21 protein-coding genes and 1 riboswitch are annotated in these 22,447 nt (G+C 71.8%); of the genes, 14 read left to right on the forward strand and 7 right to left on the reverse strand.

Translation table 11 applies throughout. From position 1 onward, the window contains the following. Positions 1 to 11: 11 nt before the first annotated feature. Both ABT078_RS06130 and ABT078_RS06135 read right to left on the reverse strand, forming a co-directional pair. A complete protein-coding gene (locus tag ABT078_RS06130) occupies positions 12 to 941 on the reverse strand; it encodes an LLM class F420-dependent oxidoreductase (RefSeq protein WP_351224297.1) in 930 nt (309 codons plus the stop codon). Positions 942 to 956: 15 nt separating this feature from the next. Further along, complete coding sequence (locus ABT078_RS06135; RefSeq protein WP_351224299.1) at positions 957 to 1,673, reverse strand: DUF5995 family protein; 717 nt, start codon at positions 1,671 to 1,673, stop codon at positions 957 to 959. A 136-nt stretch (positions 1,674 to 1,809) separates the two neighbouring features. On the opposite strand from ABT078_RS06135, the gene ABT078_RS06140 reads away from it, so the two are divergent. Continuing rightward, positions 1,810 to 3,000, forward strand: coding sequence for a glycoside hydrolase family 6 protein (locus ABT078_RS06140; protein ID WP_351224301.1), 1,191 nt, complete (start codon positions 1,810 to 1,812; stop codon positions 2,998 to 3,000). Here the strand turns inward: ABT078_RS06140 and ABT078_RS06145 are convergent. Both ABT078_RS06145 and ABT078_RS06150 read right to left on the reverse strand, forming a co-directional pair. Next, entirely contained in the window at positions 2,979 to 4,385 is a 1,407-nt protein-coding gene (locus ABT078_RS06145) for a uracil-xanthine permease family protein (RefSeq protein ID WP_351224303.1), read from the reverse strand. The two genes, ABT078_RS06140 and ABT078_RS06145, sit on opposite strands and share 22 nt — an antisense overlap. Positions 4,386 to 4,970: 585 nt before the next feature. Then, entirely contained in the window at positions 4,971 to 6,188 is a 1,218-nt protein-coding gene (locus ABT078_RS06150) for an MFS transporter (protein WP_351224305.1), read from the reverse strand. A gap of 69 nt (positions 6,189 to 6,257) precedes the next feature. Between ABT078_RS06150 and ABT078_RS06155 the strand changes: the two genes are divergently transcribed. Beyond that, positions 6,258 to 7,508, forward strand: coding sequence for an ROK family transcriptional regulator (locus tag ABT078_RS06155; protein ID WP_351224307.1), 1,251 nt, complete (start codon positions 6,258 to 6,260; stop codon positions 7,506 to 7,508). On the opposite strand, the gene ABT078_RS06160 is transcribed toward ABT078_RS06155, so the two are convergent. Continuing rightward, positions 7,495 to 8,241, reverse strand: coding sequence for an SDR family oxidoreductase (locus ABT078_RS06160; protein ID WP_351224309.1), 747 nt, complete (start codon positions 8,239 to 8,241; stop codon positions 7,495 to 7,497). The two genes, ABT078_RS06155 and ABT078_RS06160, sit on opposite strands and share 14 nt — an antisense overlap. A 413-nt stretch (positions 8,242 to 8,654) precedes the next feature. Then, positions 8,655 to 8,785: riboswitch (FMN riboswitch) on the forward strand. A 218-nt stretch (positions 8,786 to 9,003) separates the two neighbouring features. On the opposite strand from ABT078_RS06160, the gene ribD reads away from it, so the two are divergent. From ribD to ABT078_RS06210, 10 genes are all read left to right on the forward strand, one after another. Further along, entirely contained in the window at positions 9,004 to 10,062 is a 1,059-nt protein-coding gene (ribD, locus tag ABT078_RS06165) for a bifunctional diaminohydroxyphosphoribosylaminopyrimidine deaminase/5-amino-6-(5-phosphoribosylamino)uracil reductase RibD (protein WP_351224420.1), read from the forward strand. Then, entirely contained in the window at positions 10,063 to 10,671 is a 609-nt protein-coding gene (locus tag ABT078_RS06170) for a riboflavin synthase (RefSeq protein WP_351224311.1), read from the forward strand. Beyond that, the gene (locus ABT078_RS06175; protein ID WP_351224313.1) at positions 10,668 to 11,318 is read left to right on the forward strand and encodes a nicotinamide mononucleotide transporter family protein; all 651 of its coding nucleotides are present in this window, start codon (positions 10,668 to 10,670) and stop codon (positions 11,316 to 11,318) included. Before ABT078_RS06170 ends, ABT078_RS06175 begins: the two co-directional genes overlap by 4 nt. Then, positions 11,315 to 12,691, forward strand: a complete 1,377-nt coding sequence (locus tag ABT078_RS06180) for a bifunctional 3,4-dihydroxy-2-butanone-4-phosphate synthase/GTP cyclohydrolase II (RefSeq protein ID WP_351224315.1) — start codon at positions 11,315 to 11,317, stop codon at positions 12,689 to 12,691. Before ABT078_RS06175 ends, ABT078_RS06180 begins: the two co-directional genes overlap by 4 nt. A gap of 38 nt (positions 12,692 to 12,729) precedes the next feature. Beyond that, positions 12,730 to 13,215, forward strand: a complete 486-nt coding sequence (gene ribH, locus ABT078_RS06185; RefSeq protein ID WP_351224317.1) for a 6,7-dimethyl-8-ribityllumazine synthase — start codon at positions 12,730 to 12,732, stop codon at positions 13,213 to 13,215. Positions 13,216 to 13,248: 33 nt separating this feature from the next. After that, positions 13,249 to 13,521 (forward strand): phosphoribosyl-ATP diphosphatase, encoded by a 273-nt coding sequence (locus ABT078_RS06190; protein WP_351224319.1) that lies wholly within the window; start codon positions 13,249 to 13,251, stop codon positions 13,519 to 13,521. 69 nt (positions 13,522 to 13,590) lie between these two features. Further along, complete coding sequence (hisG, locus tag ABT078_RS06195; RefSeq protein ID WP_351224321.1) at positions 13,591 to 14,439, forward strand: ATP phosphoribosyltransferase; 849 nt, start codon at positions 13,591 to 13,593, stop codon at positions 14,437 to 14,439. 15 nt (positions 14,440 to 14,454) lie between these two features. After that, positions 14,455 to 14,913 (forward strand): PH domain-containing protein, encoded by a 459-nt coding sequence (locus tag ABT078_RS06200; RefSeq protein ID WP_351224323.1) that lies wholly within the window; start codon positions 14,455 to 14,457, stop codon positions 14,911 to 14,913. 184 nt (positions 14,914 to 15,097) lie between these two features. Beyond that, the gene (locus ABT078_RS06205) at positions 15,098 to 16,429 is read left to right on the forward strand and encodes a hemolysin family protein (protein ID WP_351224325.1); all 1,332 of its coding nucleotides are present in this window, start codon (positions 15,098 to 15,100) and stop codon (positions 16,427 to 16,429) included. Then, positions 16,426 to 17,526 (forward strand): hemolysin family protein, encoded by a 1,101-nt coding sequence (locus tag ABT078_RS06210; protein ID WP_351224327.1) that lies wholly within the window; start codon positions 16,426 to 16,428, stop codon positions 17,524 to 17,526. The genes ABT078_RS06205 and ABT078_RS06210 overlap by 4 nt, the downstream gene beginning before the upstream one ends. Before the next feature lie 67 nt (positions 17,527 to 17,593). Here the strand turns inward: ABT078_RS06210 and ABT078_RS06215 are convergent, their stop codons facing one another. Beyond that, on the reverse strand, positions 17,594 to 19,492 hold the full coding sequence (locus ABT078_RS06215) for an AAA family ATPase (protein WP_351224422.1): 1,899 nt from the start codon (positions 19,490 to 19,492) through the stop codon (positions 17,594 to 17,596). Positions 19,493 to 19,809: 317 nt separating this feature from the next. Further along, positions 19,810 to 20,496 (reverse strand): uridine kinase family protein, encoded by a 687-nt coding sequence (locus ABT078_RS06220; protein WP_351224329.1) that lies wholly within the window; start codon positions 20,494 to 20,496, stop codon positions 19,810 to 19,812. A gap of 247 nt (positions 20,497 to 20,743) precedes the next feature. Between ABT078_RS06220 and ABT078_RS06225 the strand changes: the two genes are divergently transcribed. After that, positions 20,744 to 22,114 carry a C39 family peptidase gene (locus ABT078_RS06225; RefSeq protein WP_351224331.1) on the forward strand — a complete coding sequence of 457 codons (1,371 nt, stop codon included), beginning with the start codon at positions 20,744 to 20,746 and terminating at the stop codon, positions 22,112 to 22,114. A gap of 127 nt (positions 22,115 to 22,241) precedes the next feature. Further along, positions 22,242 to 22,409 carry an SCO1431 family membrane protein gene (locus ABT078_RS06230; protein ID WP_451082707.1) on the forward strand — a complete coding sequence of 56 codons (168 nt, stop codon included), beginning with the start codon at positions 22,242 to 22,244 and terminating at the stop codon, positions 22,407 to 22,409. Positions 22,410 to 22,447: the final 38 nt, after the last annotated feature.

Consider the following 22,447-nt stretch of genomic DNA (forward strand, 5'->3'; position numbering starts at 1 on the left):
GCCTGAACCGGTCAGACGCCCATGGTCCGCACGCCCTCGTACACCGCCGCGGCCACGTCCTTGAGCTCCTCGGCGTCCCGCGTGGCGCCCTGCAGATCGACGAGGAACTCGTCCAGGCCAGGCGCCGCATGGGCCGCAAGGTCGTCGACGATCTGGTCCACACTGCCGTGGAACGGCTGACGGTCACCGCTCTCCAGCGGCTTCGCGCTGTACGCCGCATTGGCTCGGACGACGACCTCCAGGGGCCGATCGCGGCCGCGCTCGGCCGCCACGTCCTGGATCCTGCGCCAGTCGTCGGCCAGCTTCCGGGGGCCCGTCGCGACCGGCATCCATCCGTCCGCCCGGTCGACGAGCCGGCGCGTGGCCCGCGGACTCGACGCGGGCAGCAGGACGGGGATGGGACGCGCCGGCTTGGGGCCCACCAAGGAGGGTGCGACGGTCGTCAGCCCGCCCTCGTGGGCGACCGGGTCCGGCCCCCACACCGCGCGGCACACGTCCAGCAGCTCGTCGAGCACCGCCCCGCGCTTCTCGAACGGGGCGACGGCGGCCGCGGCGTACTCGTCGAGGGACCAGCCGGTGCCGAAGCCCGCGACGACCCGGCCGCCGCTCGCCGCGTCGAGCGTGGCGAGCGTGCGCGCCAGCTGGAAGGGGATGTGCAGCGGCGCGACCAGCACACTGGTGCCCAGCCTCGCCCGGCTCGTCGCGGCGGCGGCCAGGGTCAGCGACACCATCGGTTCGGCGACATGGCGGTACTGATCGGGCCAGGGGAGACCGGGGACGCCGTACAGCCCCTGGGTCGCGGGTTCGGGGAACAGTACCCGTTCGAACACCCACAGGCTTGCGTAGCCCATCTCCTCGGCCGCCCCGGCCACCGCGGGGATGTCTCGGCCGATGTCGTACTGCCTCATCTGCGGGAGTCCGAGTCCGAGCCGGATCGCCATGCGTACTCCTTCGCCTCAGTGCCAGGGAGTGAGCAGGCAACGCCCGACGAGCCCGACACCCGTGTCCAGCCTCTCGATGAACTCATCGGCCAGTCCGGGGAGCTCCTGGATACGCCAGAGCAGCCGGGCCGCCGACCAGGCCCCGTCCCGGGCCCGCTCCAGGCTCCAGGAGCCGAGCAGATGGGTGAGCGGATCGGCGACCTCCAGAAGATCGGGCCCCGGCATCAGATCCTCGCGGATGCGCTCCTCCAGCATCGTGAGGATGTCACCCACGCGGTCGAACTCCGCTTCGAGATCGGGTGGTTCGCAGCCGAGCGTACGACAGGTGTCCACCACGGCCAGTGCGAGGTCGTGCCCGATGTGCGCATTGATTCCGGCCATCGCGAACTGCAGCGGGCGTACGCCGGGATGGCGGCGGTACTGGAACAGTGGCCGCCAGCACGCGGGCGGCCGACCTCCCGCGGCGACTGTGCCGACGGCGGAGAGGTACCGCTCGGCGAAGAGAACGTCCAGCGTGACGGCCGCCCTCCGGTCGGGGAACTCGCCGCGGCCGATGCGCCGGCCGACTTCCTCCGTGACCGCCAGATACACCCGGTTGAAGACGGCCACCCCGTCCGTCGCCGGCCACTCGGAGCGGAGCGCCCGCATCCGCGCCACCACCGGGCCGACCGAAGGGCCGCCGGAATCGATCCGGGCCGCGGAGTCTGCTGTGAAATGGTCGATCTGCGCCATGGGGGCAGCGTCGCAGCCATAGGCTCGGGCAGGTGCCGCCCGGCCCGGTCCTTCCCCAGAACGGGGGAAGCACCGGCGCCGGGCGGCCACCAGTAGAGGCTCAGGGGGAGCTTCGGTGCGAGGGGGGAACGGGAACGTGTCAGGCGTACGCACACAGCGCCGGACGGAACGGACCGAGCGGCGCCGCGCAGCGCGCCAGGGCTTCATGGCCGTCGCGGCCTCGGCCGTCGTGGCCGTGGGCACGGTCGCCGGACTGGTGTCCGCGGCGGGCGGCGAGGACGCGCACGACACGGCGCGGCCGGAGGCGAGCAGTTCACCGCTGCCCCTTCCGCTGCCGGCCCGCCCCAGCCCGTCGCCCTCCTCATCCACGACCACGGCCACGCCGCCGTCGTCGCCCGCGGCAGCGCCGAAGGCGTCCGCGAAGTCCGCGCCGGGCCGGTCTGCCCGCAAGGGCACATCGACCACCGGCGCCCGGCTGTACCGCCATCCGCAGTCGCAGGTGCTCGACTGGGTACGGGCGCATCCCGGCGACCCGCGCAGACCGCTGATCGAGTCACGGATCGCCGACCAGCCGGCCGCGGTCTGGTACGCCGCCCACAACCCCGGCGAGATCGCCGGCAGGGTGCGCTCGGTCACGGCGGGCGCGGCGGCAGCGGGCCGCGTTCCGGTCCTCGTGCCGTACGCGATCCCCGACCGGGACTGCGGCGGCGCGTCCCAGGGCGGGGCGCCCGACCTCGCCGCGTACGACGACTGGATACGGGAGTTCGCAGAAGGACTCGGCAGCGGACCGGTCCTCGTGATTCTCGAACCCGACTCGATAGCCCTTGCCGACTGCCTCTCCGGCGGCGAACGGGCCGCGCGCTACGCCTCGCTCGCCCGTGCCGGACGCACGCTCAAGTCCGCGAACCCGCAGGCGAAGGTCTACTTCGACGCCGGCCACTCCGGCTGGCACTCCGCGACGAAACAGGCCGCCCAACTGCGCGCCGCGGGCGTCGCGGACAGCGGCGACGGCATCTTCACCAACGTGTCCAACTTCCACCGCACCGCCGACGAGGCACGGTACGCCCGCGAGGTGCTCGCCGCCCTCGGCGGCCCGGCGCACCTCGGCGCGGTCATCGACACCAGCCGCAACGGCAACGGGCCACCGGAGCCCGGGAACTGGTGCGACCCGGCGGGCCGGGCGCTCGGGCGGACGCCGACGACCGCGACAGGTGAGGCCCGGATCGACGCCTACCTGTGGATCAAACTGCCGGGGGAGTCGGACGGCTGCAAGGGCACGGCGGGCACCTTCACGCCCGGCTACGCCTACGACTTGGCGACCGGCTGACCACCGCCGCCCTCCTCCTCGTCGTACGTGGACGTGCCCGCGTCCAGCAACGGTTCCTGCGGCTTCATGTGCGCGGGCGCGAAGGCGCGCAGGAAGTGGTAGCCGGTGATGACGACGATGGTGCCGAGGGCGATCCCGCTGAGTTCGAAGGTGTCGGTGAACTTCAGGCTGACGCCGCCGACGCCGATGATGATGCCCGCCGCGGCCGGCACCAGGTTCAGCGGGTTGCGCAGATCCACCTTGGCGTTGATCCAGATCTGCGCGCCGAGCAGGCCGATCATCCCGTAGAGGATCACGGTGATTCCGCCCAGGACCCCGCCGGGGATCGCGGCGACGACGGCGCCGAACTTGGGGCAGAGCCCGAAGAGGAGCGCGAAGCCCGCGGCGGCCCAGTAGGCGGCCGTCGAGTACACCCGGGTGGCGGCCATGACGCCGATGTTCTCGGAGTACGTCGTGTTCGGCGGGCCGCCCACGGCGGTCGACAGCATCGACGCGGCGCCGTCGGCGGCGATGGCCGTGCCGAGTCTGTCGTCCAGCGGGTCACCGGTCATCTCGCCGACGGCCTTGACGTGGCCCGCGTTCTCGGCGATCAGGGCGATGACGACGGGCAGGGCGACCAGGATCGCCGACCACTCGAAGCTCGGGGCGTGGAAGCTCGGCAGACCGATCCAGTCGGCCTCGGCGACGCCGGAGAGGTCGAGGCGCCAGTGGTCGACCGCCTCGGCACCGCCCGTCGTCGAGTGGATCTTGCCGAAGACCCGGTCGAAGACCCAGGAGACGGCGTAGCCGAAGATCAGCCCGAGGAAGATGGCGATACGTGACCAGAAGCCGCGCAGACACACCACGGCCAGCCCCGTGAAGAGCATCACGAGCAGCGCGGTCCACTGGTCCTGCGGCCAGTAGGTGGCGGCCGTGACGGGCGCCAGGTTGAAGCCGATCAGCATCACCACGGCACCGGTCACGATGGGTGGCATCGTCGCGTGGATGATCCGCGCACCGAAGCGCTGCACGGCGAGGCCCGCGAGGAAGAGCGCCAGACCGACGACGAGGACCGCGCCGGTGACGGTGGCGCTGTCGCCGCCGGTGGCCCGGATCGTCGCGGCGACACCGACGAAGGAGAGCGAGCAGCCGAGATAGCTCGGGATCCGGCCGCGTGTCGCGAGCAGGAAGATGACGGTCGCGACGCCGGACATCATGATCGCGAGGTTGGGATCCAGGCCCATGAGCACCGGCGCCACGAACGACGCGCCGAACATGGCGACGACGTGCTGGGCGCCGAGGCCCGCGGTCCGCGGCCAGGAGAGGCGTTCGTCGGGGCGGACGACGGCTCCGGGGGCGGGTGTTCGTCCGTCGCCGTGCAGGCTCCAGCGCACGCCGAGGTTCATGCGGGCTCCACTTCCGAGGGTTCCTGGATCCCCGCAATGGTACGGGGAGCCTCAGGTTCCGCTTCCATTCGCGAACTGCGCGACCGCGGGGCGGGCAAGGTTGCGCGGGCGGGCATCTCGGTTGCGTACACGTGCGATTGCACCATGATCACAATCAGGGCGAGGGGGTCTCTGCCGATCTCCGGAGTGGGCGCGGGACATGAGTTTGAGCAGCGCACAACAACTCCGCCCGGAGCGCTGCGCGGTGAGCTGCGCGCGGGGGACGTTGTTCAGTGATTCAGAAGGAAGCGGCCCCATGCGCCGCATCACCGTCCGCCGCTCCGCCCTCGCCGCCTCCGCCGTATCGCCGGCCCTGCTCGTCGGCGCCTGCGGCTCCGGGGAACCGGCCGCGAAGGACGAGCCGAAGGGCGGCGCTTCGGCCGACGCGCCCGCCGAGCCGGCCGCGAAGGCTCTGTCCCGGGCCGAGCTGGACAAGCTGATCCTGGCCGAGGGCGACCTCAAGGACCACAAGCTCACCAAGCCCATTGCAGCGGACATCGCCGCGGCGAAGACCGTCACCAGCGACAAGGCCGAGTGCAAGCCCCGTCAGGCGCGCATCTCCGGCGACGCCGCGGCCACCCCGGACCTGGCGGGATCCGCGCCCCGCGCACTGCCCCGCAGCACCCCCGCCCCCAGCACCAGCCCGAACGCCAGCACGGTCACCAGCCCGAACGACACCACCAGCGACGTCAGATCCGCGATCCCCCCGATCGCGGACGGCGCGATCAGTCCCGAGGTGTAGGTGATCGTCGCGACACCCGCGATCGACTGGCTCGCGTTCGTGCCGGTGCGCCCCGCCGCGGCGAAGGCCAGCGGTACGACGACGGCGATGCCGAGCCCGATGCAGCCGAACCCCGCCATCGCGGCCACCGGGTGCGGCGCCAGCACGACCAGAACTCCGCCGGCTGTCGCGAGTGCGCCGCCGACGCGCACCGTACGCACCGGGCCGAAGCGGTCCACCACCCGGTCGCCCAGCAGCCGGGCCACGGTCATGGTCAGCGCGAACACCGTGGTGGACGCCGCCGCGAGCCCCGCCGACGTACCCAGCACGTCCCGCAGATACACCGCCGACCAGTCGAGGCTGGCACCCTCCGCGAACACCCCGCAGAACCCGATGGCGCCGATGACCACCGCGGAGCGCGGCGGCAGCGCGAACCGCGGCGGCGGCTCCTCGTCCGGCGTGCTGCGCAGGTCCAGGACACCCCGACAGGCCAGCAGACCCAGGGCGGTGAGCACGGCGGAGGCGGCGAAGTGGTGGATCCGGGCGTCACTGCCGAGGTGCGCGGCGAGGGTGCCGGCCGCCGAACCGACGAGGGCGCCGGCGCTCCACATGCCGTGCAGGCCGGACATGATCGAGCGGTCCAGGCGGTTCTCCACCTCGACGCCGAGAGCGTTCATCGCGACGTCGGACATGCCGGCCGTGGCGCCGAAGACGAACAACGTGGCGCTGAGGGCGTACACATTGGGCGCGAGCGCCGGGAGCGCGAGAGCGAGCGTCCACAGCGCGAGCAGCCCGCGCAGCGCGGTGCGCGCACCGAAGCGGTGACTGATCGTCCCGGCGAGCGGCATCGCGAGGGACGCACCGATCGCGGGGAACGCGAGCGCCAGACCGAGCTGACCCGCGCTGACCCCGGCATGGTCCTGGATCCAGGGCATGCGGGTGGCGAAGCTGCCGGTCACGGCACCGTGCACACAGAAGACGGCGGCCACGGCATACCGCGCCCGCCTGAGCCGCTGCGCGCTGTACGCGGTTTCGGTCGACATGCGAGGCAAACTATCAGGAACCCTGCCTGATAAATAGAATGGCAGCGCCGATCTGGAAGGATTCCCGGCATGCCCGCATCCCCGAGCACCGCACGGGCCATCAACGACCGGCTCGCCCTGCGACTGCTGCAGGACGAGGGCCCGTTGACGGCAGGTCAGCTGAAGACCCTGACCGGACTCTCCCGCCCGACGGTCGCCGACCTCGTCGAGCGGCTGCAGGGTTCGGGACTGGTGCAGGTCGTGGGCGAAGCCGGTGAACAGCGTCGAGGCCCCAACGCCAGGCTCTACGGCATCGTCGCCGACCGTGCGCATCTGGCGGCCCTCGACGTGCGGACCCAGGGCGTCTCGGTCGTGGTCGCCGACCTGCTCGGTGCCACGCTCGCCGACGCGACGCTCCCGATCGGTACCGACACCGGCACCGAACCCGCGGTCGAGCGGGCCGTCGCCCTCCTGGAGCGCACGGCGCGCACGGCGGGAGTGGCGCGGCTGCACAGCGTGGGCATCGGTGCGCCGGGGCTCATCGACCCCACGACGGGCGAGCTCCGTGACTCCACCAACCTGCCCGCCTGGCACCGCAGGCTCGTCGCCGACCTGCAGGAACGCCTGCCCGCCACCGTGCTCGTCGAGAACGAGACCAACCTCGCCGCCGTCGCCGAGCAGCGCCTCGGCGCCGCCCGCGACCGCGACACCTTCGTGCTGCTCTGGCTCGGCCAGGGCGTCGGCGCCGCGCTCGTCCTCGACGGCCGCCTCCGCCGCGGCGCATCGGGCGGCGCCGGCGAGATCGGCTTCCTGCCGGTCCCGGGCACGGCTGCCCTTCCCTCCGCCGACCGGTGCGAGGGGGGCTTCCACTCCCTCGCGGGCGGCGCCGCGGTGGCCCGACTCGCCGAGCGGTACGGGCTGCGGGAGGACGCCGAGTCGTCCGTGCGTGCGGCGGTCGCCGGGCTCGAGGACCGCTCCGGGGCGCCCGCTTCCGAGCCTGTCCTTGCCGCGGCACCTGCCGAGGCGTTCCTCGATGCGCTGGCGGAGCGCGTCGCGGTCGGTGTCGCCGCGGCCGTTGCCGTACTCGACCCGGGGTGCGTCGTACTCGGCGGCGAGATCGGGCACGCGGGCGGGGCCTCGCTCGCCACACGGGTCGAGCGGCGGCTGAACGCGATGTCTCCGCTCAGGACCGAGGTCCGCGCCGGTGAACTGGGCGGCGCCGGCGTGCTTCACGGCGCCCTGCTCACCGCCCGCGACGCGGCGCAGGACGACCTCTACACGACGGTCCGCGAGAGCGGCCGAGCGCCGAGCCCGGCGGACGGGGAACCTATGTCGCCGTGAGGGACCACTCGCGCAGGAAGTCCTCGAAGGTGCGCCTGCCCACGGCGTGGTCCGGGGCCAGGTTCCTGCCCTGCTGCAGGGCACGGAACGTCCGGCCAGGGATCCACAGCGGCACCAGCACGCGGCGGCGCCCGGTCGCCCGCAGATACAGCTGCGCCAGTTCCCGCAGCGTACGCACCTCGGGCCCGCCCATGTCCGCCACTCGGCCCGCCGGTGCACCCGTGGCAAGCTCCGTGAGCCGGTCGGCGACCTCGCCGGTCTCGATCGGCTGGATCCGGACTCCGGACGCCACCGGCATCATCGGCAGTTTCGACACACCTTGCAGGATCCGGAACACCAGGTCGTGGAACTGGGTCGTCCGCAGAACCGTCCAGCCGATCCCGGACCCTTCGATGATCTTCTCGACTCTGAGCTTCGTCGCGTAGTGGCCGAGCGGCACCAGATCCACCCCGACGATCGAGATGTAGACGAGGTGCCCGACGCCCGCCCGCTGCGCCGCCGCGACGAGATTGCCCGCGGCCTTCTCGTCCCCGCCGGTCTGCGTGGACGCACAGTGGACGACCACGTCCACACCGGCCAGCGCCGCGTCGAGCCCGGATCCGTCGCGCAGATCGAGGGGATACGCGGCCGAGTGCCGGCTCAGTACGCGGACGTCGTGGCCGCGCTCGCCGAGCCGGGCGACGACGTGCCTGCCCAGCGTTCCCGTACCGCCGGTCACCAGCATCGTGGTCATGAGGCCAGCCTGACAGACGAGGGACCGGCGCGCCGAGGCCCGCGCGGCGGCCGCCGACGTCCGCGTCCGGCGGTACGGGACCCGGCGGCGGCAAGGGCCGGGAACCGCCGCCGGGCGTTCTCGCGAGCGCACGCCGTGCCCGCCGGGCGTCAATAGAAAGGATTTCGGGGCGTGTTGGGCCTCTTGTGCACCCGTCGGCCGACTCCCTCCGGGAGTGACGCAGAGACTAAGAGGACTAGACCACTCCGGTCAATAGGTCTGGATCAATCCCGTGCCGGACGGTCACGACGGGCGGGTGACGACGACGGGATGCCACGTGTGACGACCCCGTCGCTGTCGGTTGTGAGCCAGCCCACACCTGTTCACCTGCATGGCTCACGGCAGGGCGTGGCACACTTGCCCTGTATCAGCAGCAGCGCACTCCGGGGTCGGTGTAATTCCGAACCGGCGGTTACAGTCCGCGACCCGTCCGCATCCAGCGGCCGGTTGACCAGGTGAAATTCCTGGACCGACGGTGAAAGTCCGGATGGGAGGCAGTGCGCGGCGGGCGGCCCTCGTGGTCCGTCGGCCGTCTGTGGCTGATCGTCCTCACGGGAGTTCCCGCGGGCGGTCGGTTGCTCCGGCTCGGCGTTCCGTGCGGCGCTGTTCCGCTTTCTCTGTCGTCGTCGACAGCCCCGGAGTCCGTGCCCGAAGAGGCAGGAGGACCCGGTGGCCACCGCAGTCGGGGACACCCCCAGGCGAAGCTCCGGCGGAGTGGACGCCATGCGCCGAGCCATTGAGCTCGCCGCCCGCGGACTCGGCTCCACCAGCCCCAACCCGGTCGTCGGGTGCGTCATCACCGACGCGTCCGGACAGCCTGTGGGTGAGGGGTTCCACCAGCGCGCCGGCGGCCCGCACGCCGAGATCCACGCCCTGCGCGCCGCGGGCGACCGCGCACGCGGCGGCACCGCATACGTCACCCTCGAACCCTGCAACCACACCGGCCGCACCGGCCCGTGCGCCCAGGCGCTCGTGGCCGCCGGGATCGCCCGGGTCGTCTACGCGGTCGCCGACCCGAACCCGCAGGCCACCGGCGGTGTCGACACCTTGCGGGCGGCCGGGATCGACGTCGAGGCCGGGCTGCTCGCGGACGAGGCCGAAGCCGGCAACATCGCCTGGCTCACCTCCGTCCGCGTCGGTCGCCCGTACGTGCTGTGGAAGTACGCCGCCACCCTCGACGGACGCATCGCAGCCGCCGACGGCACCAGCCGCTGGATCAGCTCCGCGGAGTCCCGCGCCGACGTCCACCGGCTGCGCGCCGAGGCCGACGCGGTCGTCGTCGGCTCCGGCACGGCCCGGGCCGACGACCCGCACCTCGCGGTCCGCGGCGTCGACGGCGCCGTACAGCCCCTGCGCGTCGTCGTCGACACCGACGCCACCGTCGTGAGGCCCGGCGCCCGCGTCCTCGACGACGCCGCGCCGACCCTGATCGCGGTCGCCGAGGACGCCGAGACCGACCTGCCCGACGTCGTGCGGCTCCCCAGGGACGGAGGCGGCCTCTCCGTACCCGCCCTGCTGGCCGCGCTGCACGAGCGCGGCGTCCGCTCCGTGCTCCTCGAAGGCGGCCCCACCCTCGCCGGGTCCTTCGTCTCCGCGGGAGCCGTCGACACCGTCGTCGGCTATCTCGCCCCCGTGCTCCTCGGGGAGGGCCGCGCGGCCCTCGCCGACGCCGGAATCACCACCATCACCGAAGCGTTGCGGCTCGATGTGACCGAGACGGTTCGCATCGGTCCCGACCTGCGCATCACCGCGGCCGTACAGCCCGTCCCCAAGGGAGCTTGAGTGTTCACCGGAATCGTCGAAGAGCTGGGTGAGGTCACCGCCGTGGAGGAACTCGGCGACTCCTCCCGCTTCCGCCTGCGTGGCCCCGTGGTCACCGAAGGGGCCAAGCACGGCGACTCCATCGCCGTGAACGGCGTCTGCCTCACCGTCGTCGACACCGCCGACGGCGAGTTCACGGCCGATGTGATGGCCGAGACACTGAAGCGCTCCAGCCTCGGGGCCCTCGACGTCGGCTCCCGGGTCAACCTGGAACGGCCCATGGTGGCCGACGGCCGCTTCGGCGGGCACATCGTGCAGGGCCACGTCGACGGCACGGGCACCGTCGTCGCCCGCACGCCGTCCGAGAACTGGGAGATCGTCAGGATCTCGCTCCCCGCGGAGCTCAGCCGGTACGTCGTCGAGAAGGGCTCCATCACCGTCGACGGAGTCAGCCTCACCGTCGTCGAGGCGGGCCGTGACTACTTCACCATGAGCCTCATCCCCACCACGCTCGCCCTGACCACGCTGGGCATCAAGCAGCCCGGCGACCCGGTCAACCTCGAGGTCGACGTCATCGCCAAGTACGTCGAGCGGCTGTTCGGCTCCGACGCCGAGGGGAGCGCCGAGTGAGCGCCGTCAGCTGGCTGAACTCCGAGGCGTTCACGGCCTTCGGACAGCACGTCATCTGGTCCGACATGATCGGCAACACCATCGGCCTGACCGCCCTCGCCCTCGGCTGGCGGCGCTCCATATGGACCTGGCCGGCCCAGTTCCTGGCCGGTGCCATCCTCTTCGTCGCCTTCGCCCCGCACCTGACCGGCAGTGCCGGCAAGCAGGTCGTCGTCATGGCCGTCGCCGCCTGGGGCTTCTGGCAGTGGAGCCGCGGCCGGCAGCAGGCCCAGGACGGCTCGATCGGCGTACGGTTCGCCACCTGGCGCGAGCGCGGGGTCATGGTGGCCGCGGCGGCCCTCGGCACCATCGCCGTTGCGACGCTCTTCACCGCGTACCCGAAGCTGTCGTGGGACCCGTGGCCCGACGCGTACATCTTCGTCGGCACGCTCGTGGCCATGTACGCCCAGGCCCGCGGCATGGTCGAGTTCTGGTTCGCCTGGCTGCTCGTCGACCTCGTCGGCGTTCCTCTGAACTTCGCCAACGGCTACGCCTTCTCCGGTTTCGTCTACGTGATCTACGGCGCGCTCGTCCTGTGGGGCATGCGCGACTGGTGGCTGCGCTCCCGGCGCAGCGCCGACCCCTCCCTGGAAGGAGCACCGGCATGACCGCCCGCCCGTCTCCCACCACCGCCCCGCCCGAGGATTCCCCGGAGCCGTCGGCCTGGGGGGACCCCCCTCGCACCGCCCCTTCGGCTCGCACCTGGTACCCGACGGACGACGACAGCGCCCGGGACTTCGCCCTCGACCCTGTCGAGCAGGCCATCCGTGACATCGCCGCCGGCCGTCCCGTCGTGGTCGTCGACGACGAGGACCGCGAGAACGAGGGCGACCTCGTCATCGCCGCCGAGAAGGCCACGCCCGAGATCGTCGCCTTCATGATGAGCGAGTGCCGCGGACTGATCTGCGCGCCCATGGAGAGCGACGAACTGGAGCGGCTGCGGCTGCCGCAGATGGTGGAGCACAACACCGAGTCGATGAGCACGGCCTTCACCGTCTCCGTCGACGCCGCTCCCCGGTACGGCGTGACCACCGGCATCTCCGCCGCCGACCGGGCCGCCACTCTCCAGCTGCTGGCGAGCGGCAGCGCCGAGCCGTCCGACTTCGTCCGTCCCGGGCATGTCTTCCCGCTGCGGGCCAAGCCCGGCGGTGTGCTCGTGCGGAACGGTCACACCGAGGCCGCCGTCGATCTCGCCCGGCTCGCCGGACTGCGCCCCGCGGGTGCGATCGTCGAGATCGCCGGCGAGGACGGTGTGATGCTCCGGCTGCCCGAGTTGATCCTGTTCGCGCGCAAGCACGGCCTTACGATCATCTCCATCGAAGACCTCATCGCGTACCGCCGCAGCTCCGAGCCCACCGTCCGCCGCGAGGCCGAGGTCAACCTGCCCACGGCGCAGGGCGCGTTCACGGCGTACGGCTACCGCTCCACCGTCGACGGCGTCGAGCACGTCGCGCTCGTCCACGGCGACATCGGCGACGGCGAGGACGTCCTGGTCAGGGTCCACTCCGAGTGCCTGACCGGCGACATCTTCCACTCGCTGCGGTGCGACTGCGGCCCCCAGCTGCAGGCCTCCATGGAGCGTGTCACCGAGGCAGGCCGCGGCGTGGTCGTCTATCTCCGCGGTCACGAGGGCCGCGGCATCGGCCTGCTGTCCAAGCTGCGGGCGTACGAGCTCCAGGAGCGCGGGCGCGACACGCTCGACGCGAACCTGGAACTCGGCCTGCCTGCCGACGCCCGCGACTACGCCGCCGGCGCGCAGATCCTCGACGACCTCGGTGTGCGCAGCCTCCGGCTGATGACCAACAACCCCGACAAGATCACCGCGCTGGTGCGGCACGGCCTGAAGGTCGAAGGCCGCGAGCCGATGCCGGTGCAGGCGGGCGAACACAACCTCCGGTATCTGCGCACCAAGCGGGACCGAATGGGGCACGACCTGCCCTGGCTGGACGGCACCACCGCCTCCACCTGCGGCAACCAGTAAGACGCAAGACGAGTGACAACAGCATTTCGAGGAGAAACGTGAGCGGCAAGGGCGCACCCGAACTGTCCGTACGCAACTGCGGAGACCTCCGCGTGGCCGTCATCGCGGCCCAGTGGCACGAGAAGATCATGGACGGTCTCGTCGACGGCGCCCTGCGCGCCCTGCACGAGCTCGGCATCGACGAGCCGACCCTGCTGCGGGTCCCCGGCAGCTTCGAGCTTCCCGTCGTCGCCAAGGTCCTCGCCGACCGCGGCTACGACGCGATCGTCGCGCTCGGCGTCGTCATCCGTGGTGGCACGCCCCACTTCGAGTACGTGTGCCAGGGCGTCACCCACGGCCTCACGCAGGTCTCCATCGACACGGGCGTTCCCGTCGGCTTCGGCGTACTGACCTGCGACACCGAGGAGCAGGCCCTCGACCGGGCCGGCCTGGAGGGCTCGAACGAGGACAAGGGACACGAGGCGGTCACCGCCGCCGTGGCCACCGCGACCACGCTGCGTTCAGTATCCGAACCCTGGCGCTGAGGAGAGCCCACTTCCGCGTAGGGTGTGACCACCATGTCCAAGAAGACGTTCGAGGAGCTCTTCGTCGAGCTCCAGCACAAGGCCGCCAACGGCGATCCCGCCACCTCCCGCACCGCCGAACTCGTGGACAAGGGCGTCCATGCCATCGGCAAGAAGGTCGTCGAGGAGGCCGCAGAGGTCTGGATGGCCGCCGAGTACGAGGGCAAGGAAGCCGCTGCCGAGGAGATCTCGCAGCTGCTCTACCACGTACAGGTGATGATGGTCGCCCGGGGCATCTCCCTGGATGACGTCTACGCCCATCTCTGAGCACACTGCTCAGACCGGTTCACACAGGTTCACACTCTCCCGAAACCCAGAGCGAAGGAAGCCCACCTCATGCTGCGCATCGCCGTCCCCAACAAGGGTTCACTGTCAGGACCTGCGGGGGAGATGCTCCATGAGGCGGGCTACCTCCAGCGCAAGGACTCCAAGGAGCTCGTGCTGGTCGACCCGGACAACGAGGTCGAGTTCTTCTATCTCCGCCCCCGTGACATCGCGATCTACGTCAGCTCGGGCCGCCTCGACATCGGCATCACCGGCCGCGACCTGCTCCTCGACTCCGGCGCCAACGCCGAGGAGATCCTCCAGCTCGGCTTCGCCCGCTCCACCTTCCGCTACGCCACCAAGCCCGGCACCGCCTCCGGCGTCGAGGACTTCGGCGGGCTGACGATCGCCACCTCCTACGAGGGCATCGTCGCCAAGCACCTCGCGGACAAGGGCATCGACGCATCGGTCGTCCACCTCGACGGCGCCGTCGAGACCGCGATCGAGCTGGGCGTCGCCCAGGTCATCGCCGATGTCGTGGAGACCGGCACCAGCCTGCGCAACGCCGGCCTCGGCATCATCGGCGATCCGATCCTCACCTCCGAGGCCGTCGTCATCCGCCGCACCGGTGCGAAGGCCGACGACCCCAAGGTCCAGCAGTTCCTGCGCCGTCTCCAGGGCGTCCTGGTGGCCCGCAGCTACGTGATGATGGACTACGACTGCCGTGTCGAGAACCTGGAGGAGGCCGTCGCCCTCACCCCGGGCCTGGAGTCGCCGACCGTCTCCCCGCTGCACAACGAGGGCTGGGTCGCCGTCCGTGCGATGGTCCCGGCGAAGGAAGCACAGCGGATCATGGACGATCTCTACGAGCTCGGCGCCCGCGCGATCCTGACCACGGCGATCCACGCCTGCCGTCTCTGAGAGCGAACCGGTTCAATGTCTGTCGAACAACAGGAACTCCCCGCCCTCCCCGTGACGTTCAGGCCGACCCGCACCAGGGTCGTCCTGCTGTCCGTCGGGACGGTGATGTTCGCCGTGATCACCGCAGTCGCCTTTGCGCTGGAGAAGCTCACGACGGGCGAGCGGATCAGCTTCGTCCTCACCGCGCTGCTCTTCTTCGGCGTACTGGCCCTGCTCGGCCGCCCCAAGGTCGTCGCCGACGAGCAGGGCGTCACTGTCGTCAACCTGACCCGCAGCCGTCGGCTCGAGTGGGCGGAGATCATCCGTGTCAACCTCCGTTCGGGTGACCCCTGGGTCTTCCTCGATCTGAGTGACGGAACGAGCCTGCCGGTCCTCGGTATCCAGCCGGGAATCGCCCGGCAGCACGCCGTCCGCGACGCACGGGCGCTGCGCGCCCTCGCGGAATCCCGCGGCACGGGCACCGACAACGGCTGAGCCCCTGCCCAGTGGGGCGAGGTCGTGATTACTCTGGAGGCGGAGGCGCCGAGTGCGCCTCCGCCTCACACCTGCGTGGCCGACGACGGCCCGTGAGGCACCTGCGAACCGAGGAGTGACAACCCCCGGCAATGGACGGATCGTCCGGTAGTACCTGCGCCGCCCCCTCACTGGAGGCGGCGGCATGATCATCCCGCTACTGCTGCTCTGTGCGGCATTCCTTCTCATCCTCGCCAACGGTTTCTTCGTGGCCGCCGAGTTCGGCCTCGTCACCGTGGAGCGCGCGGACGCCGAGCGCGCCGCCGCCGAGGGCGACCTCCGCGCGAGAAGCGTCGTACGAGCCCTGCGTGAGCTGTCGTTCCAGTTGTCCGGCACCCAGCTCGGCATCACCATCACCTCCCTCGTCGTCGGCATGCTCGCCGAGCCGGCGCTCGCCCGGTTGCTCGACGGACCGCTGACGGCTGCAGGGATACCCGACGGGATCGTCCCCGGTGTCGCGGTCGTGATCGGCATGCTGCTCGCGTCCGCCGTCCAGATGGTGGTCGGCGAGCTCGTCCCCAAGAACTGGGCGGTGTCGCGGCCGATGCAGGTCGCCCGTTTCGTGGCCGGTCCGCAGCACGGCTTCGCGACCGTCTTCCGGCCCGTGATCGCGCTGCTCAACGCCGTCGCCAACCGTCTCGTGCGGGCGTTCGGCGTAGAGCCGGCCGTGGAGCTGGCATCCGCCCGCACCCCCGGCGAACTGGTCTCCCTCGCCCGCCATTCGGCCCGCGCCGGTGCGCTGGAGCAGGACACGGCCGATCTGTTCGTACGGACCCTGTCTCTGGGCCATCTCACCGCCCAGCACGTCATGACCCCGCGGGTGAAGATGAGCGCGCTCCAGTCCGACGCGACCGCGGCGGACGTCCTCAACCTGACCCGCGCCACCGGCCTGTCACGCTTCCCCGTCTACCGGGACCGCATCGACGAGGTCGTCGGCATGGTCCATCTGAAGGACGCGCTGGCCGTGCAGGCGCACCAGCGACAGCGCACCCCGGTCGGCCGCATCGCCGTGCCCCCGCTGCTGGTCCCCGAGACCCTTCCGGTGCGGCAGTTGCTGGAGTGGCTGCGCAGCGAGCAGCCCATCGCCGTCGTCGTCGACGAGTACGGCGGCACGGCAGGCGTCGTCACCCTGGAGGACATCGTCGAGGAACTCGTCGGCGAGGTCCGCGACGAGCACGACGCCGAGGGCGACGGAGCGCCCGAGCTGGCCCCCGTCGCCCCCGAGGACGGCCATCCCGCCTGGGAGGCCGACGGCAGCTGCCGGGTCCTCACGCTGCGGCGGATAGGCCTCGAGGTGCCGGACGGTCCTTACGAGACCGTCGCCGGGCTCGTCGCCGATCTGCTCGGCCGGATCCCGGCCCCGGGCGACAGGGCGGAGCTGCCCGGCTGGCGGCTGTCCGTGCGCCAGGTGGACCGCTACCGGGCGGAACGCGTCAAGCTCGTGCGTACGTCAGATGTCGTGGAGGGCGTCCGATGAGCGTCCTCCAACTGCTGTTCGCGCTGCTGCTCGTGCTCGCGAACGGCTTCTTCGTCGGCGCCGAGTTCGCCCTCGTGTCGGTACGGCGCAGCCAGATCGAGCCCCTCGCGGCAGAAGGGTCCTCGCGGGCCCGGCAGGTTCTGTTCGGGCTGGAGAACCTGCCGCAGATGATGGCCGCCGCGCAGTTCGGCATCACCGTCTGCTCGCTGACGCTCGGCGCGGTGGCCGAGCCGACCGTGGCCCACCTCCTGGAGCCGGTATTCCACGCCGTTCACGTCCCCGAGGCGCTGATCCATCCGCTCGGCTATGTCATCGCCCTCGCCGTCGTCGTCTTCCTCCATCTCGTCATCGGCGAGATGCTCCCGAAGAACCTGGCCATGGCCGCCCCGGAGAAGACCGCGCTGTGGCTCAGCCCGGGGCTCGTCGGGTTCGCCCGGCTGTGCCGCCCGGTGACGGTGGGGCTCGGTGCGTGTGCCCGGCTGGTCCTGAGGCTGTTCCGGGTGGAGCCGAAGGACGAGGTCGAGGCGGTCTTCACCAGTGACCAGCTGGGCCAGCTGGTGGAGGACGCGGGCCAGGCGGGTCTGCTCGACCGTGAGTCGCAGGACCGGCTCGAGGACGCGCTGGAGCTGGGCAGCCGCCCGGTGACGGACGTCCTCATCGCCCGCTCGGCCCTGGTGACCGTGCCGCCGTCGGTGACCCCCCACCAGATCGAGGAGCTGACCGTATGCACGGGCTACTCCCGTTTCCCGGTGCGCGGCGAGGGCGGCGGACCGTTCATGGGCTACCTCCACGTCAAGGACGTCCTTGACCTGGAGGACTGCGAGCGGGCCGTGCCGCAGCACATCTGGCGGCCGATGGCCACGCTGCGGGCCGAGCTGCCGCTGGACGACGCCCTCACCGTGATGCGCCGAGCGGCCACGCATCTGGCCCAGGTCGCCGACGCGTCGGGGCGGGTGCTGGGCCTCGTCGCCCTGGAGGACGTGCTGGAGATGCTGGTCGGCGAGGTCCGGGACCCGGCCCACCGGGCCCCTGCACCGGCACCACGGCGGGCCGAGGAACCGGTGCAGGTCCAGCCTCTGAGCCCGTCCGGCGTGTGAGGACGGACACGCGGGCCCGCCGAACGCGGGCTTCACGGCGGTCGGGAGTCGACCCCCGACCGCCGTGTCACACCGCGGGGTCCTGAGGGTCGCGGTCCACCGGGCCGCGACCCGACAGGACCTCTCCGTACGCCTGCATCAGATCGGCGAGCCGCAGCGTCGCCAGGTCCTCACGGGTCGGTGTGCCGGCATACCCGGAGAGCCGCAGGTCCCGGTAGGCGCAGCTCTTCTCGTACAGGGTGCGCAGAAAGCGGCCGTTGCCCAGCTCGTCGATCCAGCCCTGGTCCACCACGTGGCCGCTGATCGAGCGCAGCTCGTCCAGGGCCTCCTCGTCCCACAGGTCGCCGTTCGCCGCGGCGAGCACCTCGCCGATCGCGGTGAGCTCCAGGGGACGGTACGAGGGGAAGTCGACCCGGGTCGTGAAGCGGGAGGAAAGCCCGGGATTGGCGGCGAGCAGCCGGTCCATGCCCTCCGGATAGCCGGCCAGGATGACCACGAGGTGGTCGCGGTTGTCCTCGGCGCGCTTCAGCAGCACCTGCAGGGCCTCGTCGCCGTACGCGTCGCCCTTGCTGTAGCCCGTGTTGGACAAGGAGTACGCCTCGTCCACGAAGAGCACCCCGCCGAGCGCCGAGTCGATCAGCTCGTTCGCCTTCACCGCCGTCTGGCCGAGGAACTCCCCGACCAGGTCGGACCGCTGCGCCTCCACCAGATGGTCGCCGCCGAGCAGCCCGAGGGCGTAGAAGACGCGGCCGAGGATGCGTGCCACGGTCGTCTTGCCGGTGCCGGAGGGACCGGAGAAGACGAAGTGGCGTTTCGGGGGCTGCACCGGCAGCCCTTGGTTCGCCCGCAGCCGGGCCATGTTCAGCTGCGCGGACAGCGCCTTCACCTGCCGCTTCACCGGTTCCAGTCCCACCATCCGCTCCAGCTCCGCCAGTGCGTCGGCGAGCAGCACCGGGTCGGTGGAGCCCGCCGGGTACTGGGGCGCGGCCGACTGGGCGGGTACGGTCGCCTTCTCCCGTACGCCGTCGGCAGGCGCGGCCGGGGCGGCGGAGCCGAACTGCGCCTGCGGATCGGTGCCGAACCGCGGCTCGGGCACGAGCGGGGGCTCGGCCTCGGACTGCGCGTCCACCGCGTCCTGCCCGAGGCCCGCGCCCGCCAGCGACACCGCGGCGAGCCCGGCCGGCTCGTCGGGCCCCTCCATCCCGTCGTACTCGGCGATCGTCGCCAGCCGTGCCGAGGTGTCCATAAATGCCGGGTCGACCCGGTGCACCGCCCGGTACAGCGGCAGCGCCGCCGCTGTACGGCCGGTGCCCTCATGAGCGCGTGCCAGCCAGTAACGCAGCTCCTTGCGCTGCGGCTGCTCGCTGCGGCAGCGCATCAGCGCCGCGGACAGCAGCGGCTCGGCCTGCCCGTACATCTCCAGCCGGACCCGTGCCATCCCGCCGAAGAGCCCGGCCTCGATGCCGAGCAGAGGATCGTTCACGAGCGGCTCGGTGTGCCGCACGAGCTGCTCCCAGTCCTTGACCAGATACGCGCGGCAGGCGTGCAGGAAGCGCACCTGGGGGTCGGTGTCGACGGGCGGCAGACCGGCGAGCGCCCGGTCGAGCTCCGGCACATGGCGGCCGTCCAGCCAGTGGGAGGCGTGTGCGAGCAGGAGGTCGCGCGGGCTCTCGAGGACCGGCTGCACCCACCAGCCCAGCCAGTACCAGGAGTTCAGCGTGCGCCGGTGGTGGGCGCGCTGCTCGCCGAAGCGCTCCCTGTTGCGGTACATCCGCAGCAGCGCGGTGGTGGTGTCCACGCGCAGCGCGTGGAGGCCGAGCCAGCCGTCCGCCATCCCGGGGTCGAGCCGCACCGCGGTCCTGAATTCCTCCTCGGCCTGCGGATAGGCGCCCATGGTGTAGGCGTCCACGCCGCGCACCCAGGCGAGGTCGGCCGGAGCCAGCGCGCCGTGCGTGCCGATGTCCATCGGGTCCCCCACATACCGTGCCTCCGTGCCATCCCGCCGGGCGGGCGCCCGTCGGAGCGTGCTGAACCACCTTCTCGCGGACGGGAATTGACCGCACCGAAGGGCATCGTACCTGCGCAGGGGGCGGGTGATTAAGGGTGCGCGAGCGTCCCGCAGACGGTGACCCAGGGTGAGCGCCGGGCGGCGGAGACGGCACCGGGAGAGTGGGGCGAGGGCAAAACGAAGCCCCCGATCACGGGGGAACAACCGGGGGCCTCGCGTCTGGGCGACTTCGGAAAGCCGCACATTGAGAACGTAAGACCTGTATGGCCCTTGGGTCAAGCGCAGTTGGGGCACTCGCCGGGGCGTATTTCCGACTGCTCGGTACGGAAGGAAGGGTCATCACGCTCCGTGAGGAAGTGACTCGGTCCCGCTGTCGTCCCAGGTCCCGGGAGCCACTCGTACCCCTCTGACCACTCCCGTACCAGGGTGTCCGCGAAGGGGCGCGAGGGGTCGCCGGCGAAGTGGCGTGTCTCCGCCTCGATCCATGCGTCCCAGAAGCCGGAGAGCGCCGGCCCGTCGCGGTGCCGCCCGCGCACCCAGGACTCCCGGGGGCCCCGGTCCATCCAGAGCAGCCGGGCGAGGTGCGGCCGCAGCGCGCGGCGGCCCGCCCCCACGCCCTCGACGAGGACGACGGGCTCGGCGGGCAGCGGGCGCGGTGTGCCGAAGCGGCGCAGATTCCAGTCGTAAGGCTCGTAGAGCGCGCTGTCGCCCCGTGACAGGGGCCCGATCACCTGATCGAGCAGCCGGCCGGTCCACTCGAACAATTCGTCGTGCGTGGCGAGATCGTCGAGATGGAGCACGGGCGCGCCGTCGAGCGCATCGGCGAGCCGGCCGGCCAAGGTGCTCTTGCCCGAGCCCGCGTGTCCGTCGATCGAGACCAGCCGGACCGGGCCGCAGGACGGCGGCAGCGCGCGAAGCCCGGCGGCGGCGCGGTCGGGATCGAGGGGGACGGCGGGGCTCATAGGGGTCACCCTAAGGGCCCCTGGGCCAGGAGGGTGACGGTCGTCGCAGCTCATGCCACTGGTCAAGACCAATATTGGTCGCGCGGCACGGCGTGAATCGCTGGCAGAAGCCGTACGGGAACCGGGATAGTTGCCGGGAGTTGCCCCACCCCCACGACCCGTGCGCGCCGGCCGGGTGCGCCCTGAGCGCTCCCTGTCCGCGCCCCATGCGCGCCGCGAGACTGTCGCGCCCCGAGACGGAGGTCCCATGACCCGACCCGCTACGCGCAGAACCGTCCTGACCGCCGCACTCGCCGCCGCGGCCTCGGTGTCCCAGGCGGCACCGACGACGGCCGCCCCCACGACAGGCCGGGCGCAGACCCCGGCCCGCGGTGTCGCCGGCAGGCTCGTCGACAACCGCTTCTGGACCTCCCACGCCGACTGGCGGCAGGGCGAGCAGGCCGGCACCCGCGCCGTCACCGGCCACCGACCCGCGCTGGTGATCGCGGCCCCCGTCGGCCGGACCGAATACGCCGACCCGCACACGGGGAGGACCGCGGCCTGGGAGTACGCGACCTGGACCTCGCCGATGCACCGCCCCTCCGTGCCCGCGACCGAGGTCATCGCCTCCTGGAACGCCCGCACCCCGTCCGGCACCTGGCTTCAGGTGGAGCTCTCGGGTGCCTATTCGGACGGCACCGCGACCCCCTGGTTCGTCATGGGCCGCTGGTCCTCCGGCGACGGCGAGCGCGACATCCGCCGCACCTCCGTCGACGACCAGACCGACGGCAGAAGCACCGTCTGGACCGACACCTTCTCCATGGACGAACCGTCGACCGGGCTGCGGCTCGCCTCGTACCGACTGCGCCTCACCCTCTACCGCGCCCCCGGCACGGGCCTGACCCCCACGGTGTGGCGCGTCGGGGCCATGGCGTCCGACATCCCGGACCGCTTCACCGTGCCCGCGTCCACCCCCCGCCTCGCCCGCGAGCTGGCCGTGCCGCGGTACTCGCAGAACACACACGTCGGCCAGTACCCCGAGTACGACGACGGCGGCGAGGCCTGGTGCAGCCCCACGTCGTCGCAGATGATCATCGAGTACTGGGGGCGGAAGCCGACCGCCGAGGACCTGGCCTGGGTCAATCCCGCCTTCGCCGACCCCCAGGTCTGCCACGCGGCCCGGCACACCTTCGACTACCAGTACGAGGGCTGCGGCAACTGGCCCTTCAACGCCGCCTACGCGGCCACGTACCGGGACATGAACGCCGTCGTGACCCGGCTGCGGTCGCTCGGCGAACTGGAGAACCTCGTCCGGGCCGGGATTCCGGCCATAACGTCGCAGTCGTTCCTCAAGGAGGAGCTGACGGGTGCCGGGTACGGCACCTCCGGCCATCTGATGACCGTCGTCGGCTTCACCGCCGCCGGCGATGTGATCGCGAACGATCCGGCGTCTCCGGGCAACGAGGCCGTCCGCCGGGTCTACCGGCGCCGCGAGTGGGAGAACATCTGGCTCCGTACCAAGCGGTACAACGCGAGCGGGAACGTGGTGTCCGGCACAGGCGGCGTCTGCTACCTCTACTGGCCCGAGCACCCGACAGCCGCGCAGAGCAAGGCGCTTGCCGCCCTCGGTATCCGCTGACGCGCGCGCTCCCGCCCCCCGGGTGGTGACCGGTGTCACTGCCCGCGGGGCGTTGGGCCTGGCACTGTGGAGCGGTCACTCCCCCTGCGCCCCGAGGGCGTGGGGGACCCGCACGGGGGGGACGTCCATGACCACGACGACCGAGCGAGCAGCCATGACCGCGACCACCGCCACCGCGACCCGGGCCCGTACCGGAGGCCCCAAGGACGACGGCCCCAAGATCCTCGAGCACATCCTGGGCTGGACCCTCGTGATCGTCTTCGCGATGCTCGTCACCCAGGCCGGACTGCTCTGACGTCCTCGTCCCCTCGCTCCTCGTCCCCTCGCTCCCTG

The organism is Streptomyces sp. NPDC002133, assembly GCF_040296405.1.
Lineage (GTDB): Bacteria > Actinomycetota > Actinomycetes > Streptomycetales > Streptomycetaceae > Streptomyces.